This window comes from Streptomyces sp. NBC_00873 (assembly GCF_045207415.1).
In the GTDB taxonomy this organism is placed as follows: domain Bacteria; phylum Actinomycetota; class Actinomycetes; order Streptomycetales; family Streptomycetaceae; genus Streptomyces.
The window spans coordinates 4,645,262-4,660,890 of the sequence record NZ_CP108803.1 but is presented as its reverse complement, the minus strand read 5'-3'; the positions used below and the strand labels follow the sequence as shown (position 1 = coordinate 4,660,890).

At 67.0% G+C, this 15,629-nt stretch carries 12 protein-coding genes; 5 read left to right on the top strand and 7 right to left on the bottom strand.

All coding sequences use genetic code 11. From position 1 onward, the window contains the following. Positions 1-55: 55 nt before the first annotated feature. The 4 genes from rsmG (at position 56) to OH809_RS21450 (ending at position 4,168) form a co-directional block, all read left to right on the top strand. Positions 56-772 (top strand): 16S rRNA (guanine(527)-N(7))-methyltransferase RsmG, encoded by a 717-nt coding sequence (gene rsmG, locus OH809_RS21465; RefSeq protein ID WP_376338997.1) that lies wholly within the window; start codon positions 56-58, stop codon positions 770-772. Between the two features lie 292 nt (positions 773-1,064). Further along, positions 1,065-2,141, top strand: coding sequence for a ParA family protein (locus OH809_RS21460; protein ID WP_078840446.1), 1,077 nt, complete (start codon positions 1,065-1,067; stop codon positions 2,139-2,141). Beyond that, on the top strand, positions 2,138-3,247 hold the full coding sequence (locus OH809_RS21455; protein ID WP_406420849.1) for a ParB/RepB/Spo0J family partition protein: 1,110 nt from the start codon (positions 2,138-2,140) through the stop codon (positions 3,245-3,247). The genes OH809_RS21460 and OH809_RS21455 overlap by 4 nt, the downstream gene beginning before the upstream one ends. A gap of 303 nt (positions 3,248-3,550) precedes the next feature. Then, a complete protein-coding gene (locus tag OH809_RS21450) occupies positions 3,551-4,168 on the top strand; it encodes a GNAT family N-acetyltransferase (RefSeq protein WP_406420850.1) in 618 nt (205 codons plus the stop codon). Positions 4,169-4,249: 81 nt separating this feature from the next. Here the strand turns inward: OH809_RS21450 and trxA are convergent, their stop codons facing one another. The 7 genes from trxA to OH809_RS21415 all read right to left on the bottom strand — a co-directional run bounded on the left by trxA (position 4,250) and on the right by OH809_RS21415 (position 13,895). Continuing rightward, complete coding sequence (trxA, locus tag OH809_RS21445) at positions 4,250-4,582, bottom strand: thioredoxin (RefSeq protein ID WP_030930508.1); 333 nt, start codon at positions 4,580-4,582, stop codon at positions 4,250-4,252. A gap of 46 nt (positions 4,583-4,628) precedes the next feature. Next, a complete protein-coding gene (gene trxB / locus OH809_RS21440; RefSeq protein WP_406420851.1) occupies positions 4,629-5,591 on the bottom strand; it encodes a thioredoxin-disulfide reductase in 963 nt (320 codons plus the stop codon). Positions 5,592-5,724: 133 nt separating this feature from the next. Next, positions 5,725-6,678 carry a hypothetical protein gene (locus OH809_RS21435; RefSeq protein WP_406420852.1) on the bottom strand — a complete coding sequence of 318 codons (954 nt, stop codon included), beginning with the start codon at positions 6,676-6,678 and terminating at the stop codon, positions 5,725-5,727. After that, positions 6,675-7,379: an RNA polymerase sigma factor SigM gene (gene sigM, locus OH809_RS21430; protein ID WP_406420853.1), complete on the bottom strand. Its 705-nt coding sequence runs from the start codon at positions 7,377-7,379 to the stop codon at positions 6,675-6,677. The genes OH809_RS21435 and sigM overlap by 4 nt, the downstream gene beginning before the upstream one ends. A gap of 161 nt (positions 7,380-7,540) precedes the next feature. Further along, complete coding sequence (locus OH809_RS21425; RefSeq protein WP_406420854.1) at positions 7,541-9,256, bottom strand: protein kinase family protein; 1,716 nt, start codon at positions 9,254-9,256, stop codon at positions 7,541-7,543. Positions 9,257-9,385: 129 nt separating this feature from the next. Further along, positions 9,386-11,548, bottom strand: a complete 2,163-nt coding sequence (murJ, locus tag OH809_RS21420) for a murein biosynthesis integral membrane protein MurJ (RefSeq protein ID WP_406420855.1) — start codon at positions 11,546-11,548, stop codon at positions 9,386-9,388. Positions 11,549-11,597: 49 nt separating this feature from the next. Then, positions 11,598-13,895: a DUF6049 family protein gene (locus tag OH809_RS21415; protein ID WP_406420856.1), complete on the bottom strand. Its 2,298-nt coding sequence runs from the start codon at positions 13,893-13,895 to the stop codon at positions 11,598-11,600. Positions 13,896-14,078: 183 nt separating this feature from the next. On the opposite strand from OH809_RS21415, the gene OH809_RS21410 reads away from it, so the two are divergent. Then, entirely contained in the window at positions 14,079-15,521 is a 1,443-nt protein-coding gene (locus tag OH809_RS21410; RefSeq protein ID WP_406420857.1) for a CCA tRNA nucleotidyltransferase, read from the top strand. Positions 15,522-15,629 lie beyond the last annotated feature (108 nt).

Here is a 15,629-nt window from a genome sequence, read left to right as displayed (position 1 = left end):
AGCCTGATAGTCAGCCACCCACAGTGCGGTAGTGCGGTATGGAAGGACGGTTCCCGTGACGGCGGAAGTAGAGCTTCCCCAGGCGCCTGAAGAGGCGCGGGCAGTTTTCGGTGAGTTCTTCCCGGAGGCTGTCCGGTACGCGGAGCTTCTTGCCGATGCCGGGGTCAAGCGCGGTCTGATCGGCCCCCGCGAAGTGCCCCGGCTGTGGGAACGGCATCTGCTGAACTGCGCGGTGCTCTCCGAAGTGGTGCCCGAAGGTGTCACGGTCTGCGACGTGGGCTCCGGAGCGGGTCTCCCGGGGATTCCACTGGCGTTGGTGCGTCCCGACTTGAAGATCACCTTGCTGGAGCCGTTGCTTCGGCGGACGAACTTTCTCCAGGAAGTCGTCGAGTTGCTCGGGCTGGACCATGTGACCGTGGTCCGTGGCCGGGCCGAGGAAGTCCTGGGGACGCTTCAGCCGGTCCATGTGGTCACGGCTCGTGCCGTGGCGCCGCTCGATCGACTCGCCGGCTGGGGTGTGCCACTGCTGCGTCCCTACGGGGAAATGCTGGCGCTCAAGGGCGACACCGCCGAAGAGGAGATCAACGGCGCACGGGCCGCTCTGAGCAAGCTCGGAGTGGTGGAGACCGAGGTGCTGCACGTCGGGGAGGGCGTGGTCGAGCCGATGTCCACCGTGGTGCGCGTGGTGGTCGGTGAGAGCCCGGGTGGTGTGAGGTTCGCCGCAAAGAGGGCCAAGGCCGCAAGGACGAGCCGCACGCGACGGCGGCGCTGAGCCGCGTAGTCACGCTGCGGAATCAGTCATTACGTACAGTTCATGCCGTCTATCCGTAATGCTCCGCACAAGCAGCCATACGCACTCTGTGCGGAGTGTCGTGCCCCTGTAGCTAGGCTGCAGGGGCATCGTGTTTCACGTGAAACGTCGCTCTCTGCTGCATGGAATCATCGGCCGCGGCCGTGCGGCTGCCGCTCCGCGCCATCGCAGGCCCGCTAGGGCTACGGAGTTGTCCACAGAAGTGGATTCATCCACAGAAGAGCGGGCCTCGCTGGTTCACGACCCCGAAAGCATGGCAGGCTCTGCTCATTGCGAGCCTGAAGTCGAGGAGAGTGAATCCTTGCGGTCCGACGCCAACATCGCGGGACCGATGACCGATCCGGTCCCCGGTCCCCGAACCGAATCGGCGGGGGACGGTGTTTCACGTGAAACACCCCCGCCGATGGATGACACACCCATCGGTCGTGCGGCCCAGCTGGCGGTCGAGGCCCTAGGCCGCGCCGGCGAGGGGCTGCCCCGCCCTGACCAGACACGCGTCATGGTGGTGGCCAACCAGAAGGGCGGAGTGGGTAAGACGACCACGACGGTGAACCTTGCCGCCTCGCTTGCACTCCACGGTGCACGTGTTCTGGTGGTCGACCTCGACCCGCAGGGAAACGCCTCCACGGCCCTGGGTATCGACCACCATGCCGAAGTTCCCTCTATCTATGACGTTCTGGTGGAGAGCAAGCCACTCTCCGACGTGGTGCAGCCCGTACCGGACGTCGAAGGTCTCTTCTGCGCCCCCGCCACCATCGATCTCGCCGGTGCGGAGATCGAACTGGTGTCGCTGGTGGCGCGGGAGAGTCGACTGCAGCGAGCGATCCAGGCGTATGAGCAGCCGCTGGACTACATCCTTATTGACTGCCCGCCTTCGCTCGGTCTGCTGACGGTCAACGCCCTGGTCGCGGGCGCCGAGGTGCTGATCCCCATCCAGTGCGAGTACTACGCGCTGGAAGGACTGGGACAGCTGCTGAGGAACGTCGATCTCGTCCGGGGACATCTGAACCCCGATCTGCATGTGTCGACGATCCTTCTCACCATGTACGACGGCAGGACCCGGCTCGCTTCCCAGGTGGCGGAGGAGGTGCGCAGCCACTTCGGTAAGGAGGTGCTGCGCACAAGCATCCCCCGGTCGGTACGAATCTCGGAGGCGCCGAGTTACGGGCAGACCGTGCTGACCTACGACCCGGGTTCCAGCGGATCCTTGTCGTATCTCGAAGCAGCTCGTGAGATTGCCCTGCGGGGGGTCGGGGTGCACTACGAGGCCCAGCACGCCCACTCAGGCAGCCAGAACAGCCAGCAGAACATTTCGGAGGGGATCCAGTGAGTGAGCGTCGTAGAGGATTGGGGCGTGGGCTCGGCGCACTGATTCCCGCTGCCCCGCAGGAACGTCAGGTACCAGCCTCCGAGCCGGGCGCGGCCTCACCGGGCGCGATCCCGGTGATGGCGGCCGAGCGAGGAGTGGCCGCTGCGAAGGTGGCCACGCTCGCGGCTGCTTCCGTTGCACCGGGGCCGAGTGCGCCGATCTCGCAGCCCGAAGCCTCCTCCGAGGCGACGGACGCCGCGGGAGCGTACTTCGCCGAGGTTCTCCTCGGCTCCATCACTCCGAACCCCCGGCAGCCTCGTGAGGTGTTCGACGAGGACGCGCTTGCCGAGCTCGTCACCTCCATCAAGGAGGTCGGTCTCCTCCAGCCTGTCGTCGTGCGGAAGCTGGGACCGGAGCGCTACGAGCTCATCATGGGCGAGCGGCGCTGGAGGGCCTGCCGTGAGGCGGGTCTGGAGCGCATCCCGGCCATCGTGCGGGCCACGGACGACGAGAAGCTGCTCCTGGATGCACTCCTGGAGAACCTCCACCGGGCTCAGCTGAACCCACTGGAGGAGGCAGCCGCGTACGACCAGCTACTCAAGGACTTCAAGTGCACGCATGACCAGCTGGCCGACCGGATCGGGCGGTCACGCCCGCAGGTGTCGAACACGCTGCGTCTGCTGCGGCTCTCTCCGCCTGTGCAGCGCAGGGTCGCTGCCGGGGTGCTGTCGGCCGGTCATGCCCGAGCGCTGTTGTCCGTGGACGACTCCGAGGAGCAGGATCGGCTGGCCCATCGCATCGTGGCCGAAGGGCTCTCGGTGCGTGCGGTCGAGGAGATCGTGACCCTGATGGGTTCCCGGACCACCAGTACCCCAAAGGCCAAGGGGCCCCGGGCCGGCGGTCGGCTGTCTCCAGCTCTCTCCGATCTTGCTTCCCGGCTCTCGGACCGCTTCGAGACCAGGGTGAAGGTCGACCTCGGGCACAAGAAGGGAAAGATCGTCGTCGAGTTCGCTTCGATGGAAGATCTGGACCGCATTCTCGGCAGTCTGGCGCCGGGCGAGGGCCGCGTGCTGGAGCGGCGTCTTTCCGAGGAGTCGGCCGAGGACGGCGAGGACGGCCAGGGCTGACACCCGCCGAGTGAGCTGTGAGGCGGGCCGTGTTCGGGTACTTACCGGAACACAGCCCGCCCTTTGCTTTCTCACGGTGTCGGCTTCGTCTCCGGGTGGATACGATTCGTTCTGATATGGCACATCCAGCTTGATCCACCTCGGCGGAGGGAGGGCCATGCGATCAGTGAGCCGCAGCCGGCTGGTGACAGTGGGGCTGGGCTTGGGAGCCGTCGGAGGGTTTGTCGGCGGCCTGCTCCGCGAACGGAGTGCACTGACCGCCGCACGTGATGCGGCGGGCGAAGGAAGCGAGGAACAGCCTTCATGGGACGGCGGCTCGTACCGCTCACACTGGATAACCTTCCCGATCTCCCCAAGCGCTGCCGCGCGTGTGTCTTCTGGGAGCTTGATCCGGTCAGTGGGGAAGTTGCGGTAAAGGCAGGCACTCCGGAGCTGGAAAAGGAAGCGTGGATCTCGGCTGTCCTGCTGGAGTGGGGATCGTGTGGCCGGGTCGTCTATGTGGACGATGTGCCGGTCGGCTTCGTTCTCTATGCGCCACCGGCGTATGTTCCGCGTTCGACGGCCTTTCCCACCAGTCCCGTGTCCCCCGATGCCGTGCAGTTGATGACTGCGTGGATCATGCCCGGGTATCAGGGGCAGGGTCTGGGGCGGGTCATGGTGCAGACCGTCGCCAAGGACCTGCTGCGACGAGGGTTCAAGGCGATCGAGGCGTTCGGTGATGCCCGGTGGAAGGAGCCGGCCTGTGTACTTCCGGCTGACCATCTGCTGGCGGTGGGCTTCAAGACCGTACGCCCGCATCCGGTGAATCCACGGCTGAGACTGGAGCTGCGCACGACGCTCTCGTGGAAGGAAGACGTCGAATTGGCACTGGACCGGTTGCTGGGTGCCGTGCAGAAGGAACCGGCACTGCGCCCACTGTGATCCGAGAGCTCGGGAGAACGTGAAACGGGTCCATCCCCTCAAGGGATGGACCCGTTTCACGTGAAACAGCGCACCGTGGTCCTACTCGGCGATGAAGCCTTCGAGGTCGCGGAGGATCGCGGCCTTCGGCTTGGCGCCGACGATGGTCTTGGCGACCTCGCCGCCCTGGTACACGTTCAGCGTCGGGATCGACATCACGCCGTACTTGGCGGCAGTCGCCGGGTTCTCGTCGATGTTGAGCTTGACGATTTCGATCTTGTCGCCGTGCTCGGCCGCGATTGCCTCCAGGGAGGGAGCGATCTGGCGGCACGGGCCGCACCAGGCTGCCCAGAAGTCCACCAGTACGGGCTTCTCGCTCTTCAGGACGTCCTCGTCAAAGGAGTCGTCAGTCACGTTCTTCAGGGCGCCGGCCACGGCGGCCTCCTTAACTTCGCGGGGGGTGTGGGGTGAGAGGCGTGGATCAGACGGCTGCCGCAGCGGCCTTCTCTTCGTCGGCGAGCACGGCAAGGAAGCGCTCGGCGTCGAGGGCGGCGGAGCAGCCGGTGCCGGCAGCGGTGATGGCCTGCCGGTACGTGTGGTCGACGACATCGCCGGCGCCGAAGACGCCGGTCAGGTTGGTGCGCGTCGAGGGAGCGTCGACCTTGAGGTAACCCTCGTCGTCCAGGTCGAGCTGCCCCTTGAAGAGCTCGGTACGCGGGTCATGGCCGACGGCGATGAACAGACCGGTCACTGCAAGCTCGGATGTCTCGCCGGTCTTGGTGTTGCGCAGGGTCAGACTGGAGAGCTTCTGCTCGCCGTGAACCCCGGCGACTTCGCTGTCCCAGGCGAACTTGATCTTTGGGTCGGCGAAGGCACGCTCCTGCATGGCCTTGGAGGCGCGCAGCGAGTCGCGGCGGTGGACGATCGTGACCGACTTGGCGAAGCGGGAGAGGAACGTCGCCTCTTCCATGGCCGTGTCGCCGCCGCCGACCACAGCGATGTCCTGGTCCTTGAAAAAGAAGCCGTCACAGGTCGCGCACCAGGAGACGCCGCGTCCGGAGAGCGCGTCCTCGTTGGGCAGACCGAGCTTGCGGTGCTGGGAGCCGGTGGTGACGATGACAGCCTTGGCACGGTGCACCGTGCCTGCCGTGTCGGTGACGGTCTTGATGTCTCCGGTGAGGTCGACGGCGATCGCATCGTCGGGAATGAGCTCGGCGCCGAAGCGCTCCGCCTGGGCGCGCATGTTGTCCATGAGCTCGGGGCCCATGATCCCGTCCTGGAATCCGGGGAAGTTCTCCACGTCAGTGGTGTTCATCAGCGCGCCACCAGCGGTGACGGCGCCCTCGAAGACCAGAGGCTTCAGCGACGCACGCGCGGTGTAAAGGGCGGCGGTGTAACCCGCGGGGCCGGAGCCGATGATGATCACATTGCGGACGTCGCTCACGGGTTTCTTCCTCGTCTCTGCAGACTGCCTACTGTCCACGCCTACTGGGGTCGGTTCAACGACTCTCACCCCACCCAACGGATCCTACGGGGGATGCATTCCCGACGTGCCGGAGCGGCGTCCGGTGCCATTCTCAGGGGCGGGCGTAGGTGTGGGTCAGGAGAAGAGCGCCCCTGCCTGCGGGGTCTGTGCGGACGCAGCTCGCATCGATGACGTAGGCCTGGACGAGGGTGGCGTCGGTCTCGTGCGGCAGAACGACGAGGAAGGCGTTGGTGTCCTCGTAAGTGCCTTCCTCGACGGCGAGTGCGGCAGTCTCTCGTCCGGTGCCCAGCTGTACGCAGGCGGGGATGGGCGCGACGGGTGTGCGCAGCGGTGTGCCGGAGGCTGAGGCGGCAGGGGACTCGCCCTCCGGGGTCGACTGAACATCGACGGACGGCGCCTGCTTCTCGGCGTTGGGGTGTTTGGGAGGGGACGCCTCGGCACTACTCAGGAGGCTGTGTACGCGCTGGCTGAGCGGGGTGCCCGAGAATGCGCTCGCTCCCGCCTTCGAGGCACTGACACCCATGTCCGCCGCCTTGGACCCTGAGGAGTTCTGGGACGTCTGGACCATCTGCAGCATGAAGACGCTCATGCCCACCGCCGCCGCGCCGAGCGCTGTGCCGAGGACGATGCGGCGGCGGCGCCGTGACGACCGGCGGCCAGGGCCGCCGGTGGCCCTGGGGTGCCCTGAGGGACGGTCCGCAACGTTGGACTGAGCCGCCCTGTTCTCCGCTTCCCGGCCCCGCGCCTCTTGCTCTCCCGCTTCCTGACCCTGTTCTGCGGCTTCTGTTTCACGTGAAACATCGGCTTCGGCGGCCAGTGCGGCATCGATACGGTTTGCGACATCCTCGGGCATACGCACGGGAGCGAGCAGAGTGCCGAGTAGTCCGCGGATCTCTTCTAGAGCGGACCGGACGTCGCCACAGAGTGCGCAGTCATCCACGTGGCGGCTTACTTCCGCCGTGCGGGATGGCGAGAGCAGCCCTTCGGTGAGTTCGGAGATCTCCGAGACGTCCGGGTGCTGGGTCGTGTCGGTCGTTGATGTCATGTGCGCCCACCTCCGCCCTTCACTCCAGCGGGATCACTGGTCTCTGCGTCCTTTGGCCCCGATGCGGGTGGGACGGATGCCCTCTGCGTCCGGTTCCTTCCCATGCCTGGTTCACCGCTCTCTCCAACTTCACCACGGAGGTGGGTTAGGAGGGGGGCCAGCCGGGCTCGGCCCCGTGCACAGCGGCTTTTCACGGTGCCGGTCGGCACCTCGAGGATGCGGGCAGCCTCCGCCACGGGATAGCCCTGCATGTCCACGAGAACCAGTGCGGCCTGTTGTTCGGCGGGAAGCGTGCCGAGCGCCGCCAGAAGTTCGCGGTGCAGATCCTGACGCTCGGCTGGTGCCTCGGCGGACTCGTGGGGCTCCAGGAGCTGTTCGAGTCGCTCGGTGTCGTCGACGGGTGAGGTCTTGCGTGACGCCGCCTTGCGGACCCGGTCGAGGCAGGCGTTGACCGTGATGCGGTGCAGCCAGGTGGTGACGGCAGACTGGCCGCGGAAGGTATGAGCGGCCCGGAAGGCGGAGACCAGGGCGTCCTGAACCGCGTCGGCCGCTTCCTCGCGGTCTCCCAGCGTTCGCAGTGCCACGGCCCAAAGCCGGTCGCGGTGGCGCCGTACGAGCTCACCGAAGGCGTCCGGCTCACCGGCTACGTGACGAGCGAGGAGGTCTGAGTCGCTGAGTGGCTCTAAAGGCTCGGCGGCCACCTCCCCTCCCTCCCTCTGTGCGTCAGGTCCGTCTGTCTATCACGATTCAGGCGAGCGGGGTCAGAGAGATGAGGAAGGTCGGTCCGATGAGTGCTGCGGTCGTTCGTTACTGCTCGCGCAGCAGGCCGACGGGGAGGATGCGTCCCCGCCGGCCTGTGCTGTCAGCCGAGAACGGAGATCTCCGAGATGCCGCCGCGGAAGAGGCTCGCTGACCCATCCGGCGGAAGTTCGGTGATGTGGATCAGGATGTAGCGAGTCCGCACCGGTTCATCGAGGTTCTTCTCCAGGCCGTCCCCGGCCGTAGCGAGCTTCGTGATGGGCTGCGAGAAGTCGGATAGGGATGACGGCGCGGATGCGCTCTTGTCGGCGGCCAGCACTTCGGCCTTCTGACCGCTGCGGTACATCTCGATTTTGATGCCTCTCACGTTCTGCACACTGCCGAGGTCAACGACTATGCCGCTGCCCTGCTTGCGGTTCGCGAGGTTGCCGAAATTTGCGTAGCCCTTGTACTGAGGGGTGACCCAGGCGGTGTCCGACTTGCCGTCCACGGCATAGGGCACGTCCTCCTGCTTTATCCCCGAGCCGCCGGGCATGAACTCCGTCGCTTTGACGATCCGCAGCGGCTTCGTCGGAGCGGGAGCGTGCTTGTCGCCGTTCTCCGGGTTGGTCTGTGTGCTGCCGGGGTCACCCGGGTCGCTGTCGAGCAGCGTCTCGGCGAGCTGCCAGCTGCCGAGGCCCAGGGCCGCGATCAGCAATGCGGACACGGCCCACTTGAGGGCCTTGCCGGTGCGGCTCTGGAGCGGCGCCGGGGGTGCGGCCAGCACGGGCTTGGTCACGGGTGCGCCGGGACGGACGGACGGACGTCCGTAGGTGCCCTGCTGGTAGGTCGTCCGCTGGTACTCGGGCGGAGCCGTGAACGTGGGCTCGGGCGGGCGGATGCGCGGCATCGCCGCGACGGCCTTGGCGAGCTCGTCCGGGGTGGTGCACGGCTGTTCCTGCCGGGAGGCGGTGGCGCCGTCGTTGGCCAGGGCGCGCATGGCGAGCTCGGAGAGACCTCGGTGTACGCCGGCCCGCACCTGGTCGGGGGCGATCAGCCCCACGCCCTTGGGCAGTCCGGAGAGACCGTACGCGTCGTTCTCGTACGGCCAGCGTTGTGTCAGCGCGGCGTAGAGCAGGGCGCCGATCGCTTCCGTGTCCGTGCGCTGAGGACGCTCTGCGGTGATGCCGCGCAAGGCGGCGTTAACCGCGAGGCCGCGGATCCGGTACTGACCGGTCGAGCTCCGCAGCACCGCTCCCGGGGTGAGCCTCAGATGCGCGAGGCCCTCGCGGTGCGCGGCCGCCATCGCCTGGGAGATCTGGCTGACCAGCTGGTACGCGTCGTGAGCGTCCATGGGGCCGGAGGCCAGCAGAGCCGTGAGCTCGGTGGCGTCGGGAAGCCATTCATGGACGACGTAGACAAGGTCGTCCTCCTCGACCGCGTCGAGGACCTGCACGAAGCGGGGGTCGCCGAGCAGTGCGGAGGACCGGGCCGCGGCCAGCACGGAGCGGGCTCGCGGGTGGTCCGCGGGGAGCAGATGCACGCCCACCGCGCGGCGCAGTTTCTCGTCGACAGCACGCCAGCTGCTGAATCCGTCCAGACGGGTGACGCACTCTTCCAGTCGGTAGCGCTGGGCAAGTCTGTGGCCGCTGTGCAGATCAGGGGTCGCCGAGGCGGCCTCCGAGCTGCTTCGCTCATCGTCTGCGTCCTGGGGGCTGGTGCCCGCCGATTCCTGGGCTTCTGCCGTCCCGTCGGTCGTGGCCTCGTCCGCCTTGGCGGCCAGCGGCTCATCACCGCTGTTGTCGGCCACGTCGACGGCAGCCGTGCTACGTTCCGCCACCGTCGTTCCTGCCTCCCCATCCGTTGCGCGATGCCAGCCATCTCTGCACAGTCACGCCAATTGTGCCCACACTCCAGCGCTATGCACGACACACGGAGACCGGCGATGGTTGTGCGGGCCGGTTGATCCTCAGCGTCCGAGCCGCCCCCGGACCATCCCGACCATGCCGTTGATCTCTTCGATCCGCATGCGCTTCGCCGCGATGAAGAAGACCCCCATCAGCACGGTCCCACCGCAGAGCAGGGCGATCAGCGAACCGAAGGCACCCTCGCCCAGGCCCTTGAGCAGTGCGAAGCCCACGCCACCGCCGAGGATCGCCGCGGGGATCGCCGCGAGGCACAGACGGGCGTAGGTACGGACGACGTGTGCGCCGTCCAGGTCGCCGCCCAGCCGGTTGCGCAGCCGGCGCCAGGCGATGCCCACGCCGACGGCATAGGCCAGCCCGTACGAAGCCGCCATGCCGACGACCGCCCACTGGGCCGGAAGCACCGCGTAGCAGAGAGCGGAAGCGGCGGCATTGACCCCGGCGACGATGACCGTGTTGTAGAAGGGCGTGCGGGTGTCCTCGTAGGCGTAGAAGCCACGGAGCACCACGTACTGCACGGAGTACGGGATGAGGCCGAGGGCGAACGCCATCAGGATGAAGCCCATGGACTTGGCGGCCTCGGTGCCGCTGGAGGAGTACAGCAGCGTGCACATCGGCACGCCCAGCGCGAGGAACGCGAAGGCGACCGGCACGATCGCCACGGCGGAGTTGCGCAGCCCCTGCGAGATGTCGTCGCGGACCGCGCCGGGGTCGTTGTCGTGGGCGGCACGGGAGATACGGGGCAGCAGGGCTGCCATGACCGAGACGGTGATGATCGCCTGAGGCATGCCCCAGATCAGCTGCGCATTTGAGTAGGCGAGAAATCCCGTGCCGTTCCTGTCGGAAGCCTTACCGGCGGCGGTTGCGAGCTGCGTGACGACCAGTACGCCGGCCTGGTTGGCGAAGACGAACAGAACGGTCCACTTGGCCAGCTTGACCGTCTTGCCGAGTCCATGGCCCTTCCAGTCGAAGCGCGGACGGAAGCGGAAGCCGGCCTCGCGAAGATACGGAATCATCGCCAGGGCCTGGACGACAAGGCCGAGCAGTGTGCCGATACCCAGCAGCCGGACGCCCTCCGGCGGAATCGTCTGCACACCCATGTGGGATTCGGCGGAGGTGCCGTAGACCCAGATGAACATGCCGAACGTGAAGATCATGACGATGTTGTTGAGGACCGGGGTCCACATCATCGCGCCGAACTTTCCGCGGGCGTTGAGGATCTGGCCCATCACCACGTGCACGCCCATGAAGAAGATGGTCGGCAGGCAGTACCGGGCGAAGGTGGTGGCCACATTGTCGGCCGCCGGATCGTTCGCGATCGTGCTCGACATCAGATGGATCAGCAGGGGAGCGGCGAAGACCGCGATCGCGACGATCACGCCGAGTGCGACCATGACGAGCGTGAGCAAGCGGTTGGCGTACGCCTCGCCGCCGTCCTCGTCGTCCTTCATGGAGCGGACGAGCTGAGGAACGAAGACCGAGTTGAGCCCGCCGCCCACAGTGAGGATGTAGATCATCGTCGGCAGCGTGTAGGCGATGGTGAAGCTGTCACCGAGCAGCGCCGCACCCAGCGCGGCGGTGATCACCAGGCTGCGGACGAAGCCGGTAAGACGGGACACGAGTGTGCCGGCTGCCATCACCGCGCTGGACTTCAGCAGGCCGGAGGCCCGGCCGCCGGACTTCGGCGGGGCGGGTGCCGGAGCCGGAGTCGGCGCTGGCTCGGACGGAGCGGGGGACCCGGCCGGGCCCTCCTGGTCCCGGAACAGGTGAGCGAATGCGTCCGGTTCCTCGTGGTGCTCGGATGCCTGGGTGACGAGGTCGTCCACACCGACGAACTGCGTGGTCGCCGCGTCATCCCCGTACGGCAGGTGCCGGGACGGGCCGTCGGGCTCGGGCGGCGGGGTCTGCGCCCAGATGCGTGGATCGGGGGCGTACTGCGCCGCAGGCGGCTGCTGGTAGAGCGGCTGCGGTTGCTGGTACGTGCCAGGGGGTGGCGGCGGGTGGGCGGCGCGGTCGTACAGCGCCTCGGCCACCGGGTCCTGGGCGGACAGATCCTGAGCGCGGTAAGGGTCGCGGTCATACGCGTCCTGGACGTACGGGTCGGGCGGCAGCGGCACCTGGCCCGGGCCAGGTGGCATCGGGGGGCCACCGGAAGAACCATCTCCGCCCGCACCCTGACCACGATCACCGTCGTACGGCGCGTTCATCGAAACCCCACCTCATCGTCCCCGGCCGACCGGCCACGACAGACATCGCTCAACGGTCTACTTTCTCACCCGTGCCTGACGGCCCCCCGCTTTCCGGACCGGTGTCCGGCGTCGGGTCACTCGGCTGCTCGGGTTCACCGCCGTCGTCGCCGGCCGGGTCGCTTGCGTTGGCGCGCTTGCGATGGGTGTACATCCTGATGCCTGCGAGGACCAGCAGCAGCAGCCCGCCGGCGATCACCAGCAACACGGTCGGTGTGACCTCGGAGACCTTTACCGTGAAGGTCATCTCTTCGCCGTACGGCATGTCGTCCTCGGTGTACAGCTGCGCCACAACCTGTACCTGGCCGTTGGCGTTCGCAGCTGCGTCGAACTTCACGGACTGGCTGTGGCCACCGGCGATACGGATCGGCTTCTCGGCAACCGCGCCGCCGTTGTTCAGCTTGAGCCGCGTCGGGTTCTCCGACTTCAGCCGGAGCACCAGATGATCGACACCCTGCAACAGCCTGTTCTGCACGGTCACAGGGATTGTGGCGCTGCGGCCGGACAACGTGACGTCCGACTTCGAAATGAGCTGCACCTCGTTGATGAGGCCCTGCAGATATGTGCGTACCGAGTCCCGGTACTGCTGTGCCTCCAGCGGCCTGCCGCGCCACGACGTCGACATGGCCCGGTCGATCGCGTTGCCGAACGGGGTCACCACCCGCTCCGGCTGAGTGAGGATGACCTGGAAGCTGCCCAGCGAGACCTGGGTGGACTTGATGTCCTGGAAGGCTTGGGTGGGCAGCTCCTGGCTGCGGAGCCTCTTCGGGTACTGGGAGGTCCCGGGGACGCTCGTCGTCGCCTGGGCGTCGGGCTCGGCCTCGGCAGCGCCCACGAGGTCGAGAGGCTGCGTCCACCGTTCGTCGTCGAGGGCGTGCAGGGCGCGTGCCATCGACTGCGCCTGAGCGGCGGTCGGCATCCTTTGTGGCGCGACGACGATGCTGCGCTTGGTGTCCGTGTCCTGCTCGGTCAGCGCGAGGGTTGTGGCGAGGAACTTCTGAACGGCGAGAGTGGAATCCTCCGCACGCGACATGTCTCCCTCGAAGGCCTTGGAGAGCCGGGAGTCGGCCACGACGGCGTTGGTACCGCCACCGATCGGCCGGGCTGCGGTCGGCGTGTACGGCAGTCTCCCCGTTTCCTGGAGGCTGTCGCTGCGGGCGATCACGTTGTGGGCACCGGCCGACGTGGCGACATCGACGATCGAAGGATCGATCGCGCCGTCGACCGGCCATGCGAAGTCGGTGGAGGGCTTCACGTGCAGGATCGTCTCCACCGTTGTGCCGGCCACCTCGGTGGCGGTCTGCAGGTGGCTGAGGGTTCCAGAGACGTTCTTGCCGCGGTGTGCGATGGACGCAAGATCCGGATCGGCGAAAGGCAGCGCCACGACCTTGCCGTCCGCCACCCCCTTCTCCAGTGAGCTGAGCCACCGCTTGGCAACGGCCTGGTTCTTCCCGGGAACGGTGGTGTCGCCGACCTTGACGCGGTAGTTCCTCGCCATCGCATCGACGCCGGCCAGCAGATCCGGGTCGATCACCCAGGTGACGGGCAGCTGGCTGCCCAGCGAGACCATCTGGTCGAGGCGACCACCCGGAGCGATCTCGGCCGCCAGGTCGTCATCGGCGAAGACCGGTGTCTGCTGCTCGTCCGAGCCGGTCTCGGCAGTGACATGGGCGGATGCGATCAGAGGCCAGAGATAGGTGACATGGGTCCTGGAATTGCTCTCCTCCGTCTGCCAGGGAAGGAAGGTGCGCTGGATTCCGAGTACCTGCTCGTACTGGGCGCGGGCGGTCCACCCGGACAGGGAGACACCGAACTGGTAGACACCTGCGTCGTCGAGTTCCAGCTTGTCGACGGGCACGGACAGCGTGAAGTCCTGGCTGATGCCCGAAGGGAGCTTCGCGAATTCCACCGTGTACTTACCGCCGATCGCTGCGGGATCGCTGCCGGGCACGTACCCGGTGCGCTCCGCGGCGGCGTCGATCGATGTCCTGCTGAAGAGCCTCGGCCCGACACGCAGATCGACCCGGGCATCGGTGACCGGTTCCTTGCTCCTGTTGGTCAGGGTGCCGGAGACGGTGAGCGTGTCCCCCTTGACCGGTGCACTGGGAGCCAGGGTGTCCAGGGACACATCGACGGTGCTGGAGCCGGTGGGAGCCTTGCTCGCCACGTCGGCCTGCGCCGTGGGCGCGGCCGTTCCGGCCAGCAGCGCTGCCACGAGCGGTGCTGCGACGACCAAGGATGCTGTGCGCCGCAGCCACCGGCGGGCAGGAGAAGGACTGATCCCCTGGATGTCTGCCGCCTCGGCCACGCGCCTACCCGTCCCTCGTCGTCGTCAGCTGCTGTCGATGGTTGTCGGTTGCTGCGTCCCCGCATGGTAACGATGTGCGCGGGGGCTAAGTGCTGGGGTGTGCGCTACATGATCGGGAGAGTCTTGCAGGGCGGAGAGAAACGATGACGCCCGGGCCGGTCCGGGCACGTACCCTTTTCTGTTGTGCCGAACGCCAATGAAGAGAATTCCAGTGCCCTGACCCAGGTGCAGCATCGCGCAGTCAGTGAACTGCTGCGGGTCTCCCCGGTCGCCGACGACCTTGCCCGCCGATTCCAGGATGCCGGATTCAGTCTGGCCCTGGTCGGTGGCTCGGTCCGGGACGCGCTTCTCGGCAGGCTCGGGAACGACCTGGACTTCACCACCGACGCCCGGCCCGAGGACGTTCTGAAGATCGTGCGTCCATGGGCCGACTCGGTGTGGGAGGTCGGTATCGCCTTCGGCACAGTGGGCTGCCAGAAGAACGGCTACCAGATCGAAGTCACCACGTACCGGTCGGAGGCGTATGACAGGACCTCGCGCAAGCCCGAGGTCTCCTACGGCGACTCCATCGAGGAGGACCTCGTACGCCGAGACTTCACGGTCAACGCCATGGCCGTCGCGCTGCCGCAGAAGGAATTCATCGACCCGCACGGCGGTCTGGAGGACCTGGCGGAGCGGGTGCTGCGCACCCCCGGGACACCCGAGGAGTCCTTCTCCGACGATCCCCTGCGCATGCTGCGTGCCGCGCGCTTCGCCGCGCAGCTGGACTTCGAGGTCGCTTCTGATGTCATCACTGCAATGACGGAGATGGCGGGCCGTATCGAGATCGTCTCCGCCGAGCGGGTCCGTGAGGAACTCAACAAGCTGCTGCTCTCCGCGCACCCTCGCGAGGGACTGGCACTCCTGGTCGATACGGGACTGGCGCAGCAGGTGCTGCCGGAGCTGCCCGCACTGCGGCTGGAAAGTGACGAGCATCACCGTCACAAGGACGTCTACGAGCACTCGCTGACCGTTCTGGAACAGGCGATCGACCTGGAGGAGGACGGTCCCGACCTGACTCTTCGGCTTGCCGCGCTGCTCCATGACATCGGTAAGCCGCGGACCCGGCGCTTCGAGAAGGACGGACGCGTCTCGTTCCATCACCACGAGGTGGTGGGCGCCAAGATGGTCAAGAAGCGCATGACGGAGCTCAAGTACTCCAATGACACGGTCAAGGACGTCTCGAAGCTGGTGGAGCTGCATCTGCGCTTCCACGGCTATGGCGACGGCGAGTGGACCGATTCCGCCGTCCGCCGGTATGTGCGGGATGCGGGCCCGTTGCTGGAGCGGCTGCACAAGCTGACGCGCTCGGACTGCACGACGCGGAACAAGCGCAAGGCCGGCGCGCTCTCGCGCACCTATGACGCGCTTGAGGAGCGCATCGCACAGTTGAAGGAACAGGAGGAGCTGGACGCCATCCGGCCCGACCTGGACGGCAACGAGATCATGAAGACGCTGGGTGTCGGCCCTGGGCCGGTGATCGGTAAGGCGTACGCGTTCCTGCTGGAGATGCGGCTGGAGAACGGCCCGATGGGGCATGACGTGGCCGTCGCGGAGCTCAAGAAGTGGTGGGCCGAGCAGAGCTGAGAGTGGGGTCGCGGTCATGTTTCACGTGAAACATGACCGCGACCGGATGTGCGGAGGGGCGCTGTTTCACGTGAAACAGCGCCCCTCGATGCAGCAGCTATCGGTACC